Source organism: Rhizobium sp. BK399, from assembly GCF_014194695.1.
Classification (GTDB): Bacteria; Pseudomonadota; Alphaproteobacteria; order Rhizobiales; family Rhizobiaceae; genus Rhizobium.
On the sequence record NZ_JACIAH010000001.1, the window covers coordinates 287,876 to 307,402 of the forward strand.

General features: G+C 60.7%; 20 protein-coding genes. 10 read left to right on the forward strand and 10 right to left on the reverse strand.

All coding sequences use genetic code 11. From position 1 onward, the window contains the following. Positions 1–64: 64 nt before the first annotated feature. The 3 genes from FHT97_RS01480 to fabD all read right to left on the reverse strand — a co-directional run bounded on the left by FHT97_RS01480 (position 65) and on the right by fabD (position 2,303). Positions 65–301 (reverse strand): acyl carrier protein, encoded by a 237-nt coding sequence (locus FHT97_RS01480; protein WP_003547058.1) that lies wholly within the window; start codon positions 299–301, stop codon positions 65–67. Positions 302–591: 290 nt separating this feature from the next. Next, positions 592–1,329: a 3-oxoacyl-[acyl-carrier-protein] reductase gene (gene fabG, locus FHT97_RS01485; RefSeq protein WP_183751558.1), complete on the reverse strand. Its 738-nt coding sequence runs from the start codon at positions 1,327–1,329 to the stop codon at positions 592–594. Between the two features lie 29 nt (positions 1,330–1,358). Further along, positions 1,359–2,303: an ACP S-malonyltransferase gene (fabD, locus tag FHT97_RS01490; RefSeq protein WP_183859402.1), complete on the reverse strand. Its 945-nt coding sequence runs from the start codon at positions 2,301–2,303 to the stop codon at positions 1,359–1,361. Positions 2,304–2,509: 206 nt separating this feature from the next. On the opposite strand from fabD, the gene FHT97_RS01495 reads away from it, so the two are divergent. The 6 genes from FHT97_RS01495 to rplI all read left to right on the forward strand — a co-directional run bounded on the left by FHT97_RS01495 (position 2,510) and on the right by rplI (position 8,205). Continuing rightward, positions 2,510–3,553: an aldo/keto reductase gene (locus FHT97_RS01495; protein WP_183859404.1), complete on the forward strand. Its 1,044-nt coding sequence runs from the start codon at positions 2,510–2,512 to the stop codon at positions 3,551–3,553. Positions 3,554–3,721: 168 nt separating this feature from the next. Beyond that, positions 3,722–5,497 carry an adenylate/guanylate cyclase domain-containing protein gene (locus tag FHT97_RS01500; RefSeq protein WP_183751566.1) on the forward strand — a complete coding sequence of 592 codons (1,776 nt, stop codon included), beginning with the start codon at positions 3,722–3,724 and terminating at the stop codon, positions 5,495–5,497. Positions 5,498–5,748: 251 nt separating this feature from the next. Next, positions 5,749–6,207, forward strand: a complete 459-nt coding sequence (rpsF, locus tag FHT97_RS01505; protein ID WP_183751568.1) for a 30S ribosomal protein S6 — start codon at positions 5,749–5,751, stop codon at positions 6,205–6,207. 12 nt (positions 6,208–6,219) lie between these two features. Further along, a complete protein-coding gene (gene rpsR, locus FHT97_RS01510) occupies positions 6,220–6,468 on the forward strand; it encodes a 30S ribosomal protein S18 (RefSeq protein ID WP_007531286.1) in 249 nt (82 codons plus the stop codon). Between the two features lie 156 nt (positions 6,469–6,624). After that, positions 6,625–7,608 (forward strand): DUF2232 domain-containing protein, encoded by a 984-nt coding sequence (locus FHT97_RS01515; RefSeq protein WP_183859406.1) that lies wholly within the window; start codon positions 6,625–6,627, stop codon positions 7,606–7,608. 21 nt (positions 7,609–7,629) lie between these two features. After that, positions 7,630–8,205 carry a 50S ribosomal protein L9 gene (gene rplI, locus FHT97_RS01520; RefSeq protein WP_016553431.1) on the forward strand — a complete coding sequence of 192 codons (576 nt, stop codon included), beginning with the start codon at positions 7,630–7,632 and terminating at the stop codon, positions 8,203–8,205. Between the two features lie 59 nt (positions 8,206–8,264). On the opposite strand, the gene FHT97_RS01525 is transcribed toward rplI, so the two are convergent. From FHT97_RS01525 to FHT97_RS01535, 3 genes are read right to left on the reverse strand one after another with little or no spacing between them, the layout of a single operon-like run. Beyond that, on the reverse strand, positions 8,265–9,329 hold the full coding sequence (locus FHT97_RS01525) for an HlyD family secretion protein (RefSeq protein WP_183859408.1): 1,065 nt from the start codon (positions 9,327–9,329) through the stop codon (positions 8,265–8,267). 15 nt (positions 9,330–9,344) lie between these two features. Next, on the reverse strand, positions 9,345–11,018 hold the full coding sequence (locus FHT97_RS01530; RefSeq protein WP_183859410.1) for an MFS transporter: 1,674 nt from the start codon (positions 11,016–11,018) through the stop codon (positions 9,345–9,347). Between the two features lie 10 nt (positions 11,019–11,028). After that, positions 11,029–11,472 carry a MarR family transcriptional regulator gene (locus FHT97_RS01535; RefSeq protein ID WP_016553428.1) on the reverse strand — a complete coding sequence of 148 codons (444 nt, stop codon included), beginning with the start codon at positions 11,470–11,472 and terminating at the stop codon, positions 11,029–11,031. Between the two features lie 341 nt (positions 11,473–11,813). Between FHT97_RS01535 and FHT97_RS01540 the strand changes: the two genes are divergently transcribed. Further along, positions 11,814–13,307 carry a replicative DNA helicase gene (locus FHT97_RS01540; RefSeq protein ID WP_183751576.1) on the forward strand — a complete coding sequence of 498 codons (1,494 nt, stop codon included), beginning with the start codon at positions 11,814–11,816 and terminating at the stop codon, positions 13,305–13,307. Between the two features lie 32 nt (positions 13,308–13,339). Here the strand turns inward: FHT97_RS01540 and FHT97_RS01545 are convergent, their stop codons facing one another. From FHT97_RS01545 to FHT97_RS01555, 3 genes are all read right to left on the reverse strand, one after another. Next, positions 13,340–13,642, reverse strand: coding sequence for an AzlD domain-containing protein (locus tag FHT97_RS01545; RefSeq protein WP_183751578.1), 303 nt, complete (start codon positions 13,640–13,642; stop codon positions 13,340–13,342). Next, entirely contained in the window at positions 13,639–14,343 is a 705-nt protein-coding gene (locus FHT97_RS01550) for an AzlC family ABC transporter permease (protein ID WP_183751580.1), read from the reverse strand. Before FHT97_RS01550 ends, FHT97_RS01545 begins: the two co-directional genes overlap by 4 nt. A 71-nt stretch (positions 14,344–14,414) precedes the next feature. Continuing rightward, positions 14,415–15,236 (reverse strand): AraC family transcriptional regulator, encoded by an 822-nt coding sequence (locus FHT97_RS01555; protein ID WP_183860713.1) that lies wholly within the window; start codon positions 15,234–15,236, stop codon positions 14,415–14,417. A 179-nt stretch (positions 15,237–15,415) separates the two neighbouring features. On the opposite strand from FHT97_RS01555, the gene alr reads away from it, so the two are divergent. Then, positions 15,416–16,582, forward strand: a complete 1,167-nt coding sequence (gene alr, locus FHT97_RS01560) for an alanine racemase (protein WP_183859412.1) — start codon at positions 15,416–15,418, stop codon at positions 16,580–16,582. Between the two features lie 5 nt (positions 16,583–16,587). Here alr and FHT97_RS01565 read toward each other — a convergent pair whose 3' ends face one another. Further along, positions 16,588–17,223, reverse strand: coding sequence for a LysE family translocator (locus FHT97_RS01565; RefSeq protein ID WP_183751584.1), 636 nt, complete (start codon positions 17,221–17,223; stop codon positions 16,588–16,590). Positions 17,224–17,375: 152 nt separating this feature from the next. On the opposite strand from FHT97_RS01565, the gene radA reads away from it, so the two are divergent. Further along, positions 17,376–18,779: a DNA repair protein RadA gene (gene radA, locus FHT97_RS01570; RefSeq protein ID WP_183859414.1), complete on the forward strand. Its 1,404-nt coding sequence runs from the start codon at positions 17,376–17,378 to the stop codon at positions 18,777–18,779. Between the two features lie 93 nt (positions 18,780–18,872). Next, complete coding sequence (locus tag FHT97_RS01575) at positions 18,873–19,496, forward strand: CvpA family protein (protein WP_183859415.1); 624 nt, start codon at positions 18,873–18,875, stop codon at positions 19,494–19,496. The last annotated feature ends 31 nt before the right edge of the window (positions 19,497–19,527 follow it).

Below are 19,527 nucleotides of genomic sequence, written 5' to 3' on the forward strand. Positions count from 1 at the left end.
TGGAGAACCATGCCAGAAATAAAAAGGGCGGACTCCGGGTCCGCCCTTTCTCAAATGCTCAGGATTAAGCCTGGGCCTTTTCGATAAACTTCACGGCATCGCCGACCGTCAGGATCGAGTCAGCTGCATCGTCCGGAATCTCAACGCCGAATTCTTCTTCGAACGCCATGACCAGTTCGACAGTATCGAGCGAGTCAGCGCCCAGATCGTCGATAAAGCTGGCGCTTTCGACAACCTTGTCGGCATCCACGCCAAGATGATCAATAACAATTTTCTTTACGCGTTCTGCGATATCGCTCATGTCGGTTTCCTCGACCTTATGTCTGATCAGAATGCCTTGTGACATCCCTACCCTGTTTCAGCCTGCGGCGCCCCTTGAAGCTACCCTCGGCAAACTCTTTGAACCCGGCTACCAGAAATGTCCCAGGCTTGCACAAAAGCCCGCCGGTCCGTCTGCTTTCTCGGGAGACTGTTCACAGTCATGGCCCGCTTAACACGGTTTAAGTCTGCCGCAAAGCCAGAAAATCAACCCCACCGGGTTGGTCAACACGCTATTGCGGCGAAAACCGCCTCGAAAGGCAGTTTACCGTTTCAGATCATGGCCATGCCGCCGTTTACGTGCAGCGTCTGGCCTGTCATATAAGAGGCTTCCGACGAAGCGAGATAGGCGACCGCGGAGGCGACTTCAGCGCCCGTGCCCATGCGCTTCATCGGGATCGCTCCCATGATCGCTTCCTTCTGCTTGTCATTCAGCTTGCCGGTCATGGCGGATTCGATGAAGCCCGGTGCCACGCAGTTGACCGTGACGTTGCGGGTTGCAATCTCCTGAGCAAGCGACTTCGTGAAGCCGATCATGCCCGCCTTGGACGCGCAGTAGTTCGCCTGGCCGGGATTGCCGGTGACGCCGACGACCGACGTGATGTTGATGATGCGGCCATAACGGCGGCGCATCATCGGGTGGGTCAGCTCGCGCGTGAGACGGAACATTGCGGTGAGGTTCACCTCAATGACGTTATCCCAGTCTTCGTCGCTCATGCGGACGAACAGGCCGTCCTTGGTGATGCCGGCATTGTTGACGAGGATGTCGACGCCCTCGAGATCGGCTTCGGCCTTGACGCCGAGCGCCTTGACCTCATCGCGGTCAGCAAGGTTCGCCGGGAAGATCTTGACGCGATCGCCGAGATCGTTGGCCAGCGCCTCGAGCTTCTCGACGCGGGTGCCGTGCAGGCCGACAATCGCGCCCTGCTTGTGGAGGATGCGGGCGATTTCTTCGCCGATACCGCCGGACGCGCCGGTGACCAGAGCCTTGCGGCCGGAAAGATCGAGCATGGAAGTGTTCCTTGTATTCGTTAAATCAATCAGGCCATCAGGGCGGCAACCGCCGCGTCGATATCGGCGGGCGTGTTGACCGCGATGCCATTCACCGTCTTGTCGATGCGGCGCGCAAGGCCGGTCAAAACCTTGCCGGACCCGAGCTCATAAAGTGTTGTTGCGCCATTGGCCGCAAACCATTCGACCGTCTCGCGCCAGCGGACCTGGCCCGTCACCTGCTCCACCAACAGCTTGGCAATCTCGTCGGCGTCGGTCACCGGCGCAGCTCGCACGTTTGCGACAAGAGGCACGACCGGGCTGGACTTCTTCACGCCGGCCAGAGCTTCGCGCATCGCTTCGGCGGCAGGCGCCATCAGCGATGAATGGAAGGGAGCGGAGACCGGGAGCAGGATCGCGCGCTTGGCGCCCTTCTCAGTTGCGATCGTGGCACCCTTTTCGACAGCCGCCTTCTCACCCGAAATGACGATCTGGCCGCCGCCATTATCGTTGGCGATCTGGCAGGAGCCGACGGCAGAGGCTTCCTCGCAGACCGCTACGACGTCAGCATGCTCAAGGCCGATGATGGCAGCCATGGCGCCAACGCCAACCGGAACGGCGGCCTGCATGGCATTGCCGCGGATGCGAAGCAGGCGTGCGGTGTCGGCAAGCGAGAAAGTGCCTGCGGCGCAAAGCGCGGAGTATTCGCCGAGCGAATGGCCGGCGACATAGGAGACCTTCGCCTTCAGGTCGACGCCCTTGGCTTCGAGGACACGGACAACCGCCATCGAGACCGCCATCAGGGCCGGCTGCGCATTCGCCGTCAGCGTCAGCGTGTCTTCCGGTCCGTTGAACATCGTCTCCGACAACTTTTCGCCCAGCGCTTCGTCGACTTCTTGGAAGACGGCGCGTGCCTCAGCGAAGGTTTCGGCGAGTTCTTTGCCCATGCCGACAGTCTGGCTGCCCTGACCCGGAAATGTGAAAGCGATGGTCATCCTACGTCCTTCGTAAATGGACCTCTGGTTATTTCGCCTCCAATTGACATTCTTTCCTGCAGAGTCAAGTGCCGGAGGCCCGCGTTCCAAGGCTTTTGCGGGCGCGAGAAACCTTCGCGATCCCCCTTGCGCTTGCGCAATTCCGGTCTAGATTTGCGCCGCCCTTCCAGACCATTTCTTTTCCAGATCACTTTCAAGGCTTTCAGATGAAATACAGGAAACTTGGCCGCACCGATATTTCCGTGTCCGAAATCTGCCTCGGCACCATGACATGGGGCACCCAAAACACGGAGATCGAGGCACACGAGCAGATGGACTATTCCGTCGAGAAGGGCGTCAACTTCTTCGATACGGCCGAGCTCTATCCGACAACGCCGGTTTCCGCGGAGACCCAGGGCCTGACTGAAGACTATATCGGCACTTGGTTCCAGAAGACGGGCAAGCGCAAGGATATCGTGCTCGCCACGAAGGTCGCCGGACCCGGCCGTTCCTATATCCGCAACGGCGACGGTGCCGACGCGAAAAACATTCGCCTCGCGATCGAGGCAAGCCTGAAGCGCCTGAGGACCGACTATGTCGACCTCTACCAGATTCACTGGCCGAGCCGCGGGCATTTCCATTTCCGTCAGGCTTGGCACTACGACCCCTTCAAGCAGGACCACGCCAAGGCCATCGCCAATATCACCGAGACATTGGAAACAATGGGCGCCCTTGTGAAAGAGGGCAAGGTTCGCGCCTTCGGCCTCTCCAACGAAACGACGTGGGGCACCCAGAAGTACCTGACGCTTGCCGAGCAGCTCGGTCTGCCGCGCGTTGCCACAATCCAGAACGAATATAATCTGTTGTATCGTCATTACGATCTGGATCTGGCGGAGCTGTCTCATCACGAGGATGTCGGTCTGCTCGCCTACTCCCCGCTAGCCGGCGGTATCCTCAGCGGCAAGTATATCGACGGCGCGAAGCCGGAAGGCTCGCGCGGTTCGATCAACGGCGATCTTGGCGGCCGTCTGCAGCCTCTGCAGGAAGCACCAACGAAGGCCTATCTCGACATCGCCACACGTCACGGGCTCGATCCGGCTGCGATGGCGCTCGCCTTCTGCCTACACCGCCGCTTCATGGCATCGGTGATCATCGGCGCGACGACGATGAACCAGCTCGATACTGACCTGAGCTCTGTCAATCTCAAACTGTCGCACGACGTCTTGGCTGAAATCGAGACGGTTCATCGCCAGTACCCGATGCCGATCTAGGCTGCGGTACAAACAGCCACGATCTGGCCAAGGAAGGCCAGATCGTCTCCCGCAAACATCACAACGACAAGTTTCGACAACTTTGCCGATACGGCAATTTCCGCTTCTCCGACTTGTGCAATTCGGCTAGTTTTGTAGGGCTCTGTGCCGAGCGCGGGGGCTTATTCCGTGGAACGGAAGCTCGCAGTCATACTTGCCGGCGATGTCGCCGGCTACAGTCGCCTTGTTGCAACCAACGAGGAGGATGCGCTTGCGACACTCGGCATCTACAACGCCACGATAGGCGACCTCGTGCAGGAGCACGGCGGACGGATTTTCGGCAGCGCCGGAGACAGCGTGGTGGCGGAATTCCACAGCGCGGTGCAGGGCGTACGCGCGGCCGTCGCCATCCAACGCGCCCTTAATCGCCGCAATGCAGACCTGCCGCCTGACCGGCGCATGGAGTTTCGCCTTGGGCTCAATCTCGGCGATGTCGTCGTCTCGGGAGACAATCTGCTCGGCGACGGCGTGAATGTCGCGGCGCGTCTTCAAGAGGTGGCGCTGCCTTCCGGCATCTGTATTTCCGGCGCGCTGCGGCAGCAGATCGAGGGAAAACTCGACTTCCCACTCATTCCGATGGGAGACCGCACTCTCAAGAACATCCCGCGCCCGGTGCCGGTCCACCGGGTACATTGGAGTCGCGAAGACCCTGTGGAAGCGGGAGCGCTCGGCGGGCCACTCAGGCTGCCTGACAAGCCCTCGATCGCCGTATTGCCCTTCGTCAACATGTCGGACGATCCCGAGCAGGAGTTTTTCGCGGATGGCCTCACCGAAGACATCATCACGGCGCTCTCGCTTTACCGCTGGTTTTTCGTCATCGCCCAGAATTCGTCCTTCGCCTACAAGGGGCGCGCGGTCGACGTGAAGCAGATTGGCCGCGATCTCGGAGTCCGCTATCTCGTCGAGGGTAGCGTACGCCGGTCGGGAACGCGGGTTCGCGTCACCGGGCAGCTGATCGAAGCGGAGACCGGCGTTCACCTCTGGGCGCAGCGCTACGACCGCGAAATCGCCGACATTTTCGCCATTCAGGACGAACTCACTCAAAATGTCGTCGGCGCCATCGAGCCGGAAATCCTGATCGGCGAGAGCCGCCGGGCATTGCTCAGAACGACGGACAATCTCGACGCCTACGAGAGCCATATGCGCGGCACTTGGCTGCACAATGCCCAGGATACCGCCGAGCATTTCATCGAATCCATAGCCTGGCATCGGCGAGCCATCGAGCTCGATCCCGAATTCGCGCGTGGCCACATGATGCTCGCTCGATCCCTCTACGCACGCTGCTTCCACGGTTTCAGCGAGGATGTCGACAAGGACAGCACGGAACTTCGGACAGAAGCGGAGCGCGCGGTCGCACTCGATCCGCGCGACCCCTATTCACACTACGCAATGTGTCTTGGCCATTTCGTCGCCCACAATGCGCCTGCCGCAGTAGAAGAGGCGCAGCAGGCGATCGACCTCAACCCCAATTTCGCCCTGGCGCATATGGGTCTTGGATGGGCCAGAATCTTCACGGGCAATTTCGCGGAAGCTTACGATCCTCTCCACATGGCCTTGCGGCTCAGCCCGCATGATCCCCTTGCCTATCTCATCCTCGATCGCCTTGCCCTGTCTCACTATCACCTCGGCAACTACGAGGAAGCGATTCACTATTCCGAACGTGGGTTGTCGCTCAGGCGCGCCTATTTCAACCGCGTCGTGCTTCTCGCAAGCTTGGGGCAGCTCAACCGCCAAGAGGAAGCTCGACGGCTGATACCCGAGATCCTGGCGAATGTTCCTGCCGATCTCGAGCATTACTGGAAGATCCTGACGCCCTACGTCGACCCCAGTCACTACGACCATTTCGTCGACGGGCTGCGCAAAGCGGGACTGCCTTCGCTGAACTCGCAGCGAGAACATTGCTGACGCTCTTGCGTTTCCGCCAAAAATCCGTATAAGCCGCCCTGTTCGCAAACCCGGTCTTCTGGCTGGTGGCTGAACGGAGGGCCGGTTTCCCACGGGAAATCGTTCGGAACGGAAGCGTTCCAGCCTCCCGTGTCTCCGCTCTCGACCGTCTCGGAACGCTTTTCTTGCCTGGGTTCGCCCAATCAGGAGCAGTCGTTGAGGCTTAGCCGCCGAATATCGGGTTGAATAAACGCAAGAAAGGCAAAGCTGTCATGGCTCTTTATGAACATGTATTCCTTGCCCGACAGGATATTTCCGCTCAGCAGGTTGATGCCCTCGTAGAACAGTACAAGGGTGTCCTCGAAGCTAACGGCGGCAAGGTCGGGCGCGTAGAAAACTGGGGCCTCAAGTCCCTCACCTACCGCATCAAGAAGAACCGCAAGGCTCACTACGTTCTCGTCGACATCGACGCGCCGGCTGCTGCCGTGCAGGAAATGGAACGTCAGATGCGCATCAGCGAAGACGTCCTGCGCTACATGACGATCGCTGTTGAAAAGCACGAAGACGGCCCGTCTGCCATGATGCAGAAGCGCGACCGCGACGACCGCGGCCCGCGTGAAGGCGGCGACCGTGGCCCGCGCCGCGAATTCGGCGATCGTCCACCGCGTCGTGACGGCGACTTCCAGCGTGGCCCGCGTCCCGATCGCGCTCCGCGCGAAGACCGTGCATAAGGAGAACTGAGAATGTCTGAATCTTCCTCCGCACCGGTTCGTCGCCCGTTCCACCGTCGTCGCAAGACTTGCCCGTTCTCCGGCGCAAACGCTCCGCGCATCGACTACAAGGACGTTCGTCTCCTGCAGCGCTACATTTCCGAGCGCGGCAAGATCGTTCCTTCCCGTATCACGGCTGTTTCGCAGAAGAAGCAGCGCGAACTCGCCCAGGCGATCAAGCGCGCCCGTTTCCTCGGCCTGCTGCCGTACGTCGTCGCTTAATCAGCTGACGAGACCAAATCGAGGGAAGGCAGCAATGCCTTCCCTTCTCCCTTTCGCGATGGGCGCGGATCGGAACTCTTAAAACCCATGTTGAGGCCTTTCTGAAATCGATTCAGGAAACGCCCTCTAACTGCTTGATGAAGCAGGACAGCGACCGTGAAGCAACTGAACACAAAAACGCTAGGCATCGGCGCACTCGCCGGATTGACCGCCGCACTTCTAGTGCTCGGCGCAAGCCTCCAGCCGTCTTTCAGTGCGGTTCTCTATGCGGCCTCTGCCCTTCCCATTCTTCTCGTCGGCCTCGGCTGGGGCAACATGGCGGCGATCTCCGCCGTCGTCACCGCCGCTGTCGTCGGTGCGATCGCCATCTCGCCGTCCTTCACGCTGATGATGACGCTGGTCACGCTGCTGCCGGCTGGCTGGCTCAGCCACCTTGCAAATCTCGCCCGTCCCGCGTCCGAACTTGGCGGCCCTGAGCATCTGATGGCCTGGTATCCGCTTTCGGATATCCTGCTGCATCTCTGCGGCCTGGTCACGATCGCCGTCATCGTCGTCGGCGTGATGATCGGTTACGGTCCTGAACTGATCGACCGGCTGGTCGACGTGCTGTTCGGCTCGCTTGCACAGCAGCAGCCCGAGTTCTCGCCCGATCCGGCCGTGACCGCGCAAACCAAGGCGCTGGTACTGCTCATGCTGCCCGCTATTCAGGGCGGCATGTGGGTGGTCATGCTGTTTGCCGCCTATTACATCGCAACCCGGATCGTCAGCGCATCCGGCCGTGGTCTGCGCCCGCGCGAGGATATCCCCTCGGCGCTGCGAATGAACCGCAATTCGATCTTCGTCTTTCTCGTCGGCCTTGCCGCCACCTTCTTCGGCGGCATGGCGGCGATGATCGGAGCAACTGTCGTCGGCACCTTCGGCGCCGGCTTCCTGCTTTCCGGATTCGCCGCGCTGCACTTCCGCACGCGCGGCAAGGATTGGCGCCTGCCGGCGCTGATCCTCTGCTACCTGGCATCGCTGATCGTGATGGTGCCAGCCTTTTTCATCCTCGTGTTGGGCTTGAGCGATACCCGCAAGGCGATCGCGCTGACCCCGAACAAGGATGCTGATGCCCCCAAACAGACAGATACAAAAATCTAGAGACACGAAAGGAACACGAACATGGAAGTCATTCTTCTTGAACGCATCTCCAAGCTCGGCCAGATGGGCGAAACCGTAAAGGTTCGCGACGGCTTCGCTCGTAACTACCTGCTGCCGCTCGGCAAGGCTCTCCGCGCCAACGAAGCCAACAAGAAGCGTTTCGAATCCGAGCGCGCAACACTCGAAGCTCGCAACCTCGAGCGCAAGTCGGAAGCACAGAAGGTCGCTGACGTTCTCGACGGCAAGTCCTTCATCGTCGTTCGCTCGGCTGGCGAAACCGGCCAGATGTACGGCTCTGTCGCTGCTCGCGACGTCGTTGAGATCCTCGCTGCCGAAGGCTTCAACATCGGTCGCAACCAGGTTCACCTGAACACGCCGATCAAGTCGATCGGCCTGCACAAGGTTGAACTGCAGCTCCACGCTGAAGTCGAAATCCACATCGAGCTCAACGTCGCCCGTTCGGCTGACGAAGCTGAGCGTCAGGCCAAGGGCGAAACTCTTAACTCGGTTGACGCGATCTACGGCGTTGACGAAGACGCTCTTCGTCCGGAAGACTTCTTCGATCCGGAAGCCGACCTCGAAGGCGACGAAGCTTAATTTTCCGAGATACAATCTCCGGAAATGGACGAAAGCCCGGCTCACGCCGGGCTTTCTGCTTATTTGGCTGCCGTGTTCTGTTGGGGAGCAGCGCTCTTGTCGACATCGACGACGACCGAAAGCCCAGGCCCCAAGTCCTTGATCGCCGGCTGATCGGGATCGAAGCCAATGCGAACGCCGACTCGCTGCGCAATCTTCACGAAATTGCCTGTCGCATTGTCGGCCTTGATGACCGCGAATTCGGATCCGGCCGCCGGCGAGAAGCGCTCGATGTATCCCTTCAGCCGCTGCTTGCCGAGTGCATCCACCGTGATGGTAACGGGTTGCCCGACCTGCATCCCGTAGACCTGTGTCTCCTTGAAATTCGCGACGACCCAGACATCCTCCGGCACCACGGCCATGAGCTGCGTTCCCGCCGTCACGTACTGCCCGACGCGCACGCCAACTTCGCCGAGATGGCCGTCGCGCGGCGCAACGATCTTGGTGTTCTGCAGATCGATTTCCGCAAGACGCACAACCGCTTCGGCGCTCGCCACATTGGCCTCAAGCAGCGAGCGATTGACGATGATCGTCGCAAGGTTCTGCTTGGAAACCTCAAGAGCGGCCTCGGCCTGGTTCACCGCGGCCTTGGCCTGGTCCAGCGTCGCCTGTGCTGCCTCCGTCTCGCTCTGCGATGCGATGCCACGGTTGCTGAGATTGTTTATGCGATCCCAGGCCTGCTGCGCGCGGGTCAGCGACGCGTTTGCGCTGTCGATCTGGGCCTGACTGGAGGCGATGCTTGCTTTTGCCGCAAGCTCAGACTGGCGAGAATTCTCCAGCGACGCTTTCTGCCCGTCGAGCGCGGCGCGCGCCTGGGCAAGTTTCTGGACGTAGATGCGGTCATCGATCTGCGCCAGCGTGTCTCCCTGTTTAACCTGCTGATAATCCTTCACCGGCACTTCGACGACATAACCGCTCACCTGTGGGCTCATGATCGTGACGTAGCCGCGCACATAGGCGTTATCCGTCGTCTCGATAGACGTCACGAAAGGTGGCAAACGCCAGGCGTAAAGAACGAGGAGAACGCCGGCGATGCCGGCAAGCACTGCGATGATGGTCGAAGGGGACCGGAGGGATTTCAGCATGATGGGATCCTGAGATCACGATTGAGCGGGAATTGCGTCGGCGCGCGCTGCCCAGGGCAGCCGCCGCCACGCCTGATGGAGAAGAATGAGGATCAGACCAACGAGCGACGCGTAGCCGATGACGAGGAAAGCGTCATTGTAAGCGAGAATGTATGCCTCGCGGCTAACCTGCTGGGCGAGCAGCGCCAGGCCTTCGGCATTGAGCAGCATCTTGTCGCCAAGCACCTTGCCGTAGGCGGCGCTGAGCTGTGAGACGCGCTGGGCCACAATCGGTTCCTGCAGCAGGATGTGCTCGACGAGCACGTTCGAATGGAACTTCTCCCGGATGGTCACAAAGGTTCCGAGCATCGCCGACGCGAACAGGGAGCCAATACTCTGCGTGAACACGAAGATTACCAGGAAGTTGACGATAAAGGGCATGCCGCGCGACATCGCGGCCTTGAACCCACTCGCCATCACCGGCGGTAGGAACATTGCCGCGCCGGCCGCGACCATCGCCTGGCTCAGATACATCTCCGGTGGTCTTGTCAGGCTCGTCGACCGGCTGTCCAGAAAGGCGCCGGCGGCGATAAGAAGGAGAGCCAGTACATGGGCGGTCTCGACGTAACGTGTGGTCATCAGAAAGGCACAGAAGAGCCCGCCAACCAAAGAGGCGAGAAGGATAATCGTGTAAAGCGTCACCGTCTGATCGTTCAGAAGCCCGAGCTGCTGATAGAAACTGGCAGCGGAGGAGGATTGCTCGGAGGAAACGAAACGGAAGAGAAGCAGCACCCCCGCCATCCGCATGTTGGCGCCTGAGAACAGCCAGCGGAAATCGATCAGCGGACTGGCGCGAGGCAGCTCCATGGCGAGCACGAGCGCGATGGAGCCCACCGAGATCGCCAGCAGCACGCCGATCCACGGTGCCTCGAACCACCAATAGAAGCGGCCGAGCGTCAGTACGACGGCGAGGCAACCGAAGCCGACCGCGAGCAGGAGATAGCTCAATATGTCGTGCGGCTGGATGACGTTACCCCGAGGCGGCGCCGTGAGCGGCAGCAGGTAGATGATCGGAAAGACGATAAGCGCCATCCCCATCTCGAACGTATAGAGCACCTGGTAACCGCCGAACTGAAGCAGCGAAGGCGAGACGATGCGCGCGACGGGGGATGCAAACAGCGTGCACATCAGCGCCAGGCTAATCCCGAGCGACAGCTTCTTCTCCTGCGGAAAGGGTTCGAGCATGTAGAGAAAGCCGAGCGTCGAAAGCGGTGCGGCAGCCATCCCGCTTAAGGTGCGCACGACGATCGCGGAATGCAGGTCGGTAATGAGAAGATTCAGGACCGCTGCAACGACGAAGCAGATGATGCCAAGTTCGGCGAAACGGCGAAGGCCGTATTGCGTGCGGATCTTGAAGAGCGCGATCGACATGCTGGCGTAAGGCGCCATATAGGCTGCCGAAAGCCAGGAGACCTCGGTTGTTGTTGCGGAAAACGATCCTTGCAGCTGGTAGATGTTGACGTTGAGCAAATTCATGCCGAGGCCCTGCGTCAGAAAGAGCAGGACCGACGCCACCATATAAAGCGGAGCCTTCCAGGCGGGCATCGCCACCGCTCCAGCAGCCGGAGGCGACGGGGGCGGCTTTTGCGCTCCCGTCTCTTCGGCGGACCTGGGCGCCATATTGTCATTGGCGCTTTGGGCGAGGCTCATCGGCAGGACCTCAAATTCCGCGGACACCCTGCAGGTTGGCTTGCATGGCCCGTATCACTTCCAAGGTAGTTTTCAGATCGTCTTCGGGAATACCGGCGATGACCTGCGCACGCACTCTCACGGCGATGTCATCGATTTCGCCTGCCACGACCCTGCCAGTCTCGGTGATATAGATTTCCTTGGCGCGACGATCGGAGCCGGCTACACGGCGTTGGACGAACCCTTGGCCTTCCATGGCGTCGAGTATCCTGACGAGCGTCGGCGTCTCGAGCTCCAACCGTTCGGCGAGTTCACGCTGGTTGATGCCGTCCTTCTTGTTGAGCGTGAAGAAGACGCGGGCGCGCGGCAACGTCATATTGCGTTCCCGCACTATCTTGTCGAAGACAGCCCTGAGCTTGCGGTTGAATGCTGCAAGATCTTCGATTAGCTCACGCCCGAGAACGGGATTCCCCATATTTTCAGCCCTATTTTGTTAGTGCACTAATTATATCTTTACTAACTATCGTATTTCCCGATCTTTTTCAAGAGCCGACTGCCTATGCTTGGGTGCAAGTCTCCTCCGACAGGCTTACACTATCATGTAAGGCATCATGGAAGTGAGTCGTTTCTGGCCGTGCTCTGCAGGTGACACTTTCGGTATTTTTGCACCGACTGCAAGTGTGACTGTGGAGAAGTCGAACAACGGGCAAACTATCCCCGTATCGATGGCGGCAGGGAAAACCTTCTTGCATCCGCGCTTGATTTTCTCGGTTGCGCACGCCAAACCCGAAGCTGAAGAAGACAGAACGGATCAAGATGAACGACGTCGCTCGAAAGATTGCCGCCGTTGCTCCAGCGGAGCAGCACTACCGGGAAGCGCCCAACAATATCGAAGCCGAACAGGCGCTCCTCGGCGCGATCCTGATGAACAACGATGCCTATTACCGGGTGTCGGACTTCCTGAAGCCGATCCACCTCTACGAGCCGCTGCACCGCAAGATCTTCGAGGTCGCGGGCGACATCATCCGCATGGGCAAGATCGCCAATCCGGTGACCATCAAGACCTTCCTCAAGGCCGAGGAAAAGGTCGGCGACATGACGGTCTCCGAGTATCTCGCCCGCCTTGCCCGCGAAGCCGTGACGATCATCAACGCCGAGGACTACGGGCGCGCTATCTATGATCTGGCGCTGCGCCGTGCGCTGATCACGATCGGCGAAGACGTCGTCAATATCGCTTACGACGCGCCGCTCGACATGCCACCGCAGACGCAGATCGAAGACACCGAGCGTCGCCTGTTCGAACTCGCCGAAAACGGCCGCTATGATGGCGGTTTCCAGTCGTTCAACGACGCCGTGGCGCTGGCGATCGACATGGCGGCCGTCGCCAAGGAACGTGACGGCGGCCTTTCGGGCATCTCGACCGGCATCCACTCGCTTGACGGCAAGATGGGCGGCCTGCAGCGCTCCGACTTGATCGTGCTTGCCGGACGTCCGGGCATGGGCAAGACCTCGCTTGCCACGAACATCGCCTACAACATTGCCGCCGCTTATGAAGGCGAAGTTCAGGCGGACGGCAGCATGAAGGCGAAGCAGGGCGGCGTCGTCGGCTTCTACTCGCTCGAAATGTCGTCGGAACAGCTCGCCACCCGTATTATCTCGGAGCAGACAGAGGTCTCCTCCTCGAAGATCCGCCGCGGTGACATCAACGACGCCGACTTCGAAAAGCTCGTCGCCTGCTCGATGATGATGCAGAAGGTACCGCTCTACATCGACCAGACCGGTGGTATCTCGATCGCCCAGCTTTCTGCCCGCGCCCGCCGCTTGAAGCGCCAGCGCGGTCTCGATTGCCTGGTCGTGGACTACATCCAGCTGATGACCGGCGCCGGCAAGGGTGACAACCGCGTCCAGGAAATCACCCAGATCACCACCGGCCTGAAGGCGCTCGGCAAAGAACTGAACGTTCCGATCATTGCGCTCTCCCAGCTCTCGCGTCAGGTGGAAAGCCGCGACGACAAGCGTCCGCAGCTCTCCGACCTTCGTGAATCGGGCTCGATCGAGCAGGACGCCGACGTCGTGCTCTTCGTGTTCCGTGAAGAATATTACGTCAAGAACCTCGAGCCTCGTGATCCCAACGATCCGAAGTATGCAGAATGGGAAGCCCTCTTCGACAAGGTGAAGGGCACGGCCGACGTCATTATCGCCAAGCAGCGCCACGGACCGACCGGCACGGTGAAGCTCGCTTTCCAGTCGGAATTCACGCGCTTTGCGGATCTCGCCGACCCATCCTTCATCCAGTACGAAGAGCACTGACGAGGTCTTTCCCGTCAGGGCTCCATCGCGGACTACAGGCCGGCTGCTCGCAAGATCGCAACGGTTGCCACCCCGACGGCAACGCTTGCGAGCATCGGCAGGCGACGCGCTGCGAGCGCCGTGACAAAGCAGGCTGCCGTTTCGGCCCAACCTGTCGCAAAGGCGGTTGGCGCGATCACCGCCATCAGTACCGCAGGCGGTATCGCCTCGATGGCCGTTCGGGTTTGCTCGGTCATTTCGACATGGCGAATGAGGAGCAGACCGCTCATACGGGTCAGTATTGTTGCGGCCGCCATGGTGAGGATCGCAGCAAGGGTGTAGATATCCAGAGTCATGCGGTCACTGCCTTTGTCTTGCCAGTCAAAAGCGCTGCCGCAAGCCCGGCAAGGGCTCCGGCAGCAATGTACCAGACACCGGGGATGAACTGGTGCACCAGGACGGCGGCCAGAGCACTGGCAGCCAGCACCGAACCGGTTTCGCGGCCTTTCCAAAACCCCATTGCCAGCACAACAAAGACGGCGGGAAAAGCGAAGTCGAGCCCGATGGCGGCTGGATCGCCGAGGAACGCGCCAAGAGAGGCGCCGATCAACGTGGACCCGACCCAGGCAAAATAGAAAGGCATAGCGATGCCGGCGAACCACGAAGGCGTCAGGCGCGCCACGCCCGCACGGAATTCCGCGATCGCCCATATCTCGTCGGCCAGGAACAGCATGGCGGCATATTTCCGCAGGCCGGAGAAACCTTGCATCTTCGTGCCAAGGGACGCACTCATCAGGACGTGGCGAATGTTGACGAGCAGCGCGGCAAAGCCGACCCCGGCCCAGCTTGCCGGATGCGTCCAGATATCCATGGCGATGAACTGTGAGCCGCCAGCGAAGACGAGCGCGCTCATCAAGGTCGCCTCCAGGGCCGACAGGCCTTTCGTTGCCGAAACCGCACCGAAGACGAGACCGATCGGAATGACGGCGACGACGAGCGGCAGGATTGCCCGCGAGCCGGCAAGGAAATCGCCGATGGGTCGCCTTTGAGTGAGCATTGGAACCTCCACAACTGCTAGAATTCGGAGGTGTTAAGCCGCCCAGCCGCGACCGTATTGAACGAAAGTGATCAGCGGGCGCGATACTGTCCCGGCGTAACGCCGGTTCGCGCCTTGAAGTGACGGGTGAAGTGCGCCTGATCAGCAAAGCCGCACTGGATTGCAACATCGGCCGGCGCCTTGCCGTCACGCAACAGTTTGCGCGCTTCACGCACCCGCTTGTCAGTCAGAAAGGCATGCGGCGTGATGTGATATTCCCGGCGGAAGGCCCGGATGAGGTGCGCGCGGCTCAAGCCTGCGACCTCGGCCAGTTCGTCAAGGCCGATGTCGCTGTCGAAATTGTCGGTCAGGTAGTCACGGGCGCGACCGACTGCGGAGCGCTCCTTGGTGTCAACCGGTGTCACGATCGTGCTGCCATAGCGCTGGAAGATCGCAGCCAGCACGCGGAACATCCCTTCCTCTGATTCCAGCGCTCCGGCGCCGCTCTCCAGCACACGATGGGCGGCATGGAAGGCGGCGGCCATCTCGGGATCGTTGAGGAGTTCCTTCGGGAAGGAGGGTGTGGCGTTGAAGGCCTTGCCGGTGACGTCTTCGAGGATATCGACGAACAGCTTTGTGTCGGGATAGATCATCCGGTAACGATATCCCTCACCGCCCGGCACGCCGTCATGCACGACGCCGGGATCGATGAGATAGAGATCGCCGGCGCCTGTCTCCTCCCGAACGCCCTTCATCGTCGCGATCTGCGTGCCGCTCTCGATCGCGCCGATACTGAAGGTGTCGTGGGCGTGAGGCGCATATTCATGCGTCAGGAAACTTGCGCTCAGACACTCCATATTGCGAAATCGCCGATCACGCCAGAAGCGAGTCCGCTCGGCGCCTGCAAGCGGCATCGCGTCGGCCGCCTCTTTCTGCGATACATTTTCCATCGAACCAATCTATCGCCGGCGCTACCCTGCGTCTTGAACAAAAGTGATCGCCGCGCCGATATCTCCTTGGCCTGCTTTCACTTTGCCTTATTGATCCTTAGACTGCCGTGCGACAAGCACTCTCCCCTCTTTTGTGAAGCACGATGACTGATTTTGTTGATAGTTTCGAAGATCAAGACCCATTCGATTCGGCCGGTTTGCGCCTGACCGTCGATCTGAAGGCACTCACCGAAAACTGGAAGGACATGGCGCGACGCTCCGGCAAGGCCCGTGCTGCCGCCGTCGTGAAGGCAGATGCCTACGGTACCGGGATCGAAGACGCCGGTGAAGCGCTCTTCATGGCCGGCGCACGCGATTTCTTCGTCGCTACGGTCGATGAAGGCGTGACGCTTCGGCCTTATGCGCCTGACGCCCGCATTTTCGTCCTCTCGGGTGTCTGGCCCGGCACCGAGCGGCGCCTGTTCGAAAACGACCTCGTGCCGGTGATTTCATCGGAAGAGCAGCTCGCCTTCTGGATGGCGGTTCTTGCCGATTACGGCGATTACCCCTGTGCGCTCAATGTCGATACGGGCTTCAACAGGCTGGGCCTTTCCATGCACGAGGCCATGGCGCTCGCCGATGACGTCTCACGCCCGGCAAGTTTTGCGCCGGTGCTTGTCATGAGCCATCTCGCCTGCAGCGACGACCATTCCTCTGACATGAACAGGCAACAGCTTGAATCATTCCGGCAGGTTAGCGCCGCCTATGAAGGCATCGATTCAAGCCTTGCGGCATCGGGCGGCATCTTTCTTGGCAGCGACTATCACTTCGATCTCACCCGCCCCGGCATCGCGCTCTACGGCGGCGAAGCCGTCAATGGCATGGCAAACCCGATGCGTCCGGTGGTGACCGCCGAGGCACGTGTCATTCAGGTGCGCTCGGCCAAGGCAGGCGAGTCCGTCGGCTACGGCCGCGCCTTGCAACTGACCCGCAACAGCAAGCTCGCCGTCGTGTCGGCCGGTTATGCCGATGGCTACCTGCGTAGCCAATCGAGCGGGGGTGTGCCGCTGCGTCAAACGGTGCCGCAGGGAGGTCACGGCTTCGTGGCCGGACAGAAGGTGCCCGTTGCCGGCCGCATCACCATGGACCTGACGATTTTCGACGTCAGCGATCTTCCGGAAAATGCAGTGCGCGCAGGCGATTACGTCGAACTGTTCGGAAAAAACGTGCTTGTCGACGACGTCGCTCGGTCGGCGGGGACGATAGGCTACGAGATCCTGACCAGCATTGGCCTTCGCCACGAGCGCCGGTATCTCTTCGAAGACGAGTGAGGCTCTCAGCGGGTGGTCAGGGCCAGCCGCACGCCGAGCGCCACCAGCAGCGCACCAAGGCCGCGATCGAGCCACAGGCCGATGCTTCTCTTGCGCTTGACGAGATCGGCAAGGCGCCCTCCGGCGAGGATGAGCGGCGGCTCGATGAAGGCTGCGACGACAATGATCAGGACGCCGTGGACCGCCAGCTGCAGCCAGGTCGGCCCGGCGCCCTCGACCACGAATTGCGGCAGGAAGGCTAGGAAGAAGATCGCGACCTTCGGGTTCAGCAGCGAAACGAGGATGCCCTGCCTGTAGACGCGGCTCCAGGGCAGGACGTCCTTTGCAGCATTGACCAGGCCGCCATCGCCCTTCGAGCGCAGAGCCTGAATGCCGAGCCAGACGAGGTAGATCGCGCCGACCCACTTCACGGCAGAGAAGGCTACCGCCGAAGCGGCGAGGATCGCCGAGAGACCAAATGCTGCCATTGCTACATGCAGGCTGGCGCCGGTCCAGATACCGAACAGGGCGGCAAAGCCGGTCCTCGTCCCGCTTTTGACGGTGTGGCCGAGAATGAAAGCCATGTCCGGACCGGGCGACAGGTTCAGTAGAACCGCCGCGGTCAAGAACGCGATCCAGTGCGCGAGCGAGTAGTCCAGCATCGTCGGGATCTCCAATACAGTGGAGAACAAGTGCCACCGTCGCCCCTTATAGGGAAATCATTAGTTTTGATCAGTGCCGCGAATGATTATTTGAGCAATCAAAGTGATTCGATGCGGCGCGCTGGCGACCATCCAACCGAAAGCATGACCCGATGGCGAAGGCCAGGACACACTTCATCTGCCAGAGCTGCGGCGCGGTCCATAACCGCTGGGCCGGCAAGTGCGACAATTGCGGCGAGTGGAACACCATCGTCGAAGAAGACCCGATGGGCGGCATTGGCGGCGGGCCGACCAAGACGCCAAAAAAGGGGCGGCCGGTCACCTTGACGACGCTGTCAGGCGAAATCGAGGAAGCGCCGCGCATCCACACCGGCATTTCCGAACTGGACCGGGCGCTTGGCGGCGGCTTCGTGCGCGGCTCGGCGGTGCTGATCGGCGGCGATCCCGGCATCGGCAAATCGACGCTGCTGATGCAAGGGGCGGCGGCACTTTCTCGCCGCGGCCATCGGATCATCTACGTCTCGGGTGAAGAGGCGGTTGCTCAGGTGCGGTTGCGGGCGCAGCGCCTGCAGGCTGCCGATACAGACGTGCTGCTCGCCGCGGAAACCAACGTCGAGGACATTCTGGCGACGGTGGCCGAAGGCAAGCGGCCGGATCTCGTCATCATCGATTCCATCCAGACGCTCTGGAGCGAACTGGCTGAATCCGCGCCCGGAACCGTGACGCAGGTCCGCACCGGTGTCCAGTCGATGATCCGTTTCGCCAAGCAGACAGGGGCTGCCATGGTTCTCGTCGGCCACGTCACCAAGGACGGGCAGATCGCAGGTCCGCGTGTCGTCGAGCATATGGTCGATGCCGTGCTCTACTTCGAAGGCGATCGCGGCCATCACTACCGCATCCTGCGTACGGTCAAGAACCGTTTCGGGCCGACCGACGAGATCGGTGTCTTCGAGATGTCGGACAAGGGGCTGCGCGAGGTCGCCAATCCATCCGAGCTATTCCTTGGCGAGCGCAACGAGAAATCGCCGGGAGCTGCCGTCTTTGCCGGAATGGAAGGCACACGCCCGATCCTGGTGGAAGTGCAGGCGCTCGTCGCGCCGACATCGCTCGGCACGCCCCGCCGTGCCGTCGTCGGCTGGGATTCGGCGCGTCTGTCGATGATCCTCGCCGTACTTGAGGCCCATTGCGGCGTTCGGCTCGGGCAGCACGACGTCTATCTGAACATCGCAGGCGGTTATCGTATCTCCGAGCCGGCCGCCGATCTCGCCGTCGCCTCGGCCCTGGTTTCGTCGTTGGCTGGTATTGCCCTACCGGCCAATTGTGTCTATTTCGGCGAAGTCAGCCTGTCGGGCGCCGTCCGGCCGGTTTCACAGACGTCCCAGCGCCTCAAAGAAGCCGAGAAGCTGGGCTTTTCTGCCGCGCTGCTTCCCTCGGCGTCAGCCGACCTGCCAAAGGGTTCCGGCGGTCGCTGGAACGAGATCGAGAGCCTTCCGGACCTGGTTGCACGTATTGCCGGGTCAAAAGGCGCACTGCGACGTGTGGAAGAAGAGGTTTGATCCTTTCATCGCCAGCATCGGTGATGTTATAGGAAGCACGCAATGAGGCGCGACCAAGCCGTAGATAAACGGCGGTCCTGGAGTTGAATTTATATGCCCATTACGATTTTCGACGGTATTGTCATCGGCGTCGTTCTTTTCTCCGCCGTACTTGCAATGGTCCGCGGCTTCTCCCGCGAAGTTCTTTCGATCGCAAGCTGGGGCGGCTCGGCAGCCGCCGCCTACTATTTCTATCCGTATCTGGTTCCCTACGCGAAGAAGTACACCGATGACGACCGCATTGCGATCGTCGGTTCAGCCGCGGTGGTGTTCCTGATCGCACTGATCGTGATCTCCTTCATCACCATGAAGATCGCGGACTTCATCATCGACAGCCGGATCGGCGCTCTGGACCGCACTTTGGGCTTTCTCTTCGGCGCGGCTAGGGGCATACTTCTTCTCGTCGTCGCCGTCGCCTTCTGGAACTGGCTCGTGGCGGATCACGGCCCGGCCTGGGTTAACAACGCCAAGTCGAAGCCGTTCCTGGACTCGATGGTCGTCAAGTTGCAGTCCGTGCTGCCAGCGGAATTCGCGCAGATGGTACGGGCGAACGTTATGGACAAAATTCAGCCGCAGGGCGGCAATACTGAGAGCGGCGACGCGCCCGCATCGGACCAGGCGCCAGCCGAAGACGCAACGCCCGCCCCTGCGAATGGTGCACAGCAGCCGTCTAATTGACGCAGTGTTCAACAGCTTGACCCGCCACCTG

What these genes read in the sequence shown, in the direction of transcription:
- FHT97_RS01575 (WP_183859415.1), top strand. Translation starts at nt 18,873, where the DNA reads ATGCCCATTACGATTTTCGACGGTATTGTCATCGGCGTCGTTCTTTTC.
- FHT97_RS01525 (WP_183859408.1), bottom strand. Translation starts at nt 9,329, where the DNA reads ATGCTGAAATCCCTCCGGTCCCCTTCGACCATCATCGCAGTGCTTGCC.
- rpsR (WP_007531286.1), top strand. Translation starts at nt 6,220, where the DNA reads ATGTCTGAATCTTCCTCCGCACCGGTTCGTCGCCCGTTCCACCGTCGT.
- FHT97_RS01540 (WP_183751576.1), top strand. Translation starts at nt 11,814, where the DNA reads ATGAACGACGTCGCTCGAAAGATTGCCGCCGTTGCTCCAGCGGAGCAG.
- alr (WP_183859412.1), top strand. Translation starts at nt 15,416, where the DNA reads ATGACTGATTTTGTTGATAGTTTCGAAGATCAAGACCCATTCGATTCG.
- FHT97_RS01550 (WP_183751580.1), bottom strand. Translation starts at nt 14,343, where the DNA reads ATGCTCACTCAAAGGCGACCCATCGGCGATTTCCTTGCCGGCTCGCGG.
- rpsF (WP_183751568.1), top strand. Translation starts at nt 5,749, where the DNA reads ATGGCTCTTTATGAACATGTATTCCTTGCCCGACAGGATATTTCCGCT.
- FHT97_RS01535 (WP_016553428.1), bottom strand. Translation starts at nt 11,472, where the DNA reads ATGGGGAATCCCGTTCTCGGGCGTGAGCTAATCGAAGATCTTGCAGCA.
- rplI (WP_016553431.1), top strand. Translation starts at nt 7,630, where the DNA reads ATGGAAGTCATTCTTCTTGAACGCATCTCCAAGCTCGGCCAGATGGGC.
- fabD (WP_183859402.1), bottom strand. Translation starts at nt 2,303, where the DNA reads ATGACCATCGCTTTCACATTTCCGGGTCAGGGCAGCCAGACTGTCGGC.
- FHT97_RS01480 (WP_003547058.1), bottom strand. Translation starts at nt 301, where the DNA reads ATGAGCGATATCGCAGAACGCGTAAAGAAAATTGTTATTGATCATCTT.
- FHT97_RS01495 (WP_183859404.1), top strand. Translation starts at nt 2,510, where the DNA reads ATGAAATACAGGAAACTTGGCCGCACCGATATTTCCGTGTCCGAAATC.
- FHT97_RS01555 (WP_183860713.1), bottom strand. Translation starts at nt 15,236, where the DNA reads ATGCCGCTTGCAGGCGCCGAGCGGACTCGCTTCTGGCGTGATCGGCGA.
- FHT97_RS01530 (WP_183859410.1), bottom strand. Translation starts at nt 11,018, where the DNA reads ATGAGCCTCGCCCAAAGCGCCAATGACAATATGGCGCCCAGGTCCGCC.
- fabG (WP_183751558.1), bottom strand. Translation starts at nt 1,329, where the DNA reads ATGCTCGATCTTTCCGGCCGCAAGGCTCTGGTCACCGGCGCGTCCGGC.
- radA (WP_183859414.1), top strand. Translation starts at nt 17,376, where the DNA reads ATGGCGAAGGCCAGGACACACTTCATCTGCCAGAGCTGCGGCGCGGTC.
- FHT97_RS01565 (WP_183751584.1), bottom strand. Translation starts at nt 17,223, where the DNA reads ATGCTGGACTACTCGCTCGCGCACTGGATCGCGTTCTTGACCGCGGCG.
- FHT97_RS01545 (WP_183751578.1), bottom strand. Translation starts at nt 13,642, where the DNA reads ATGACTCTGGATATCTACACCCTTGCTGCGATCCTCACCATGGCGGCC.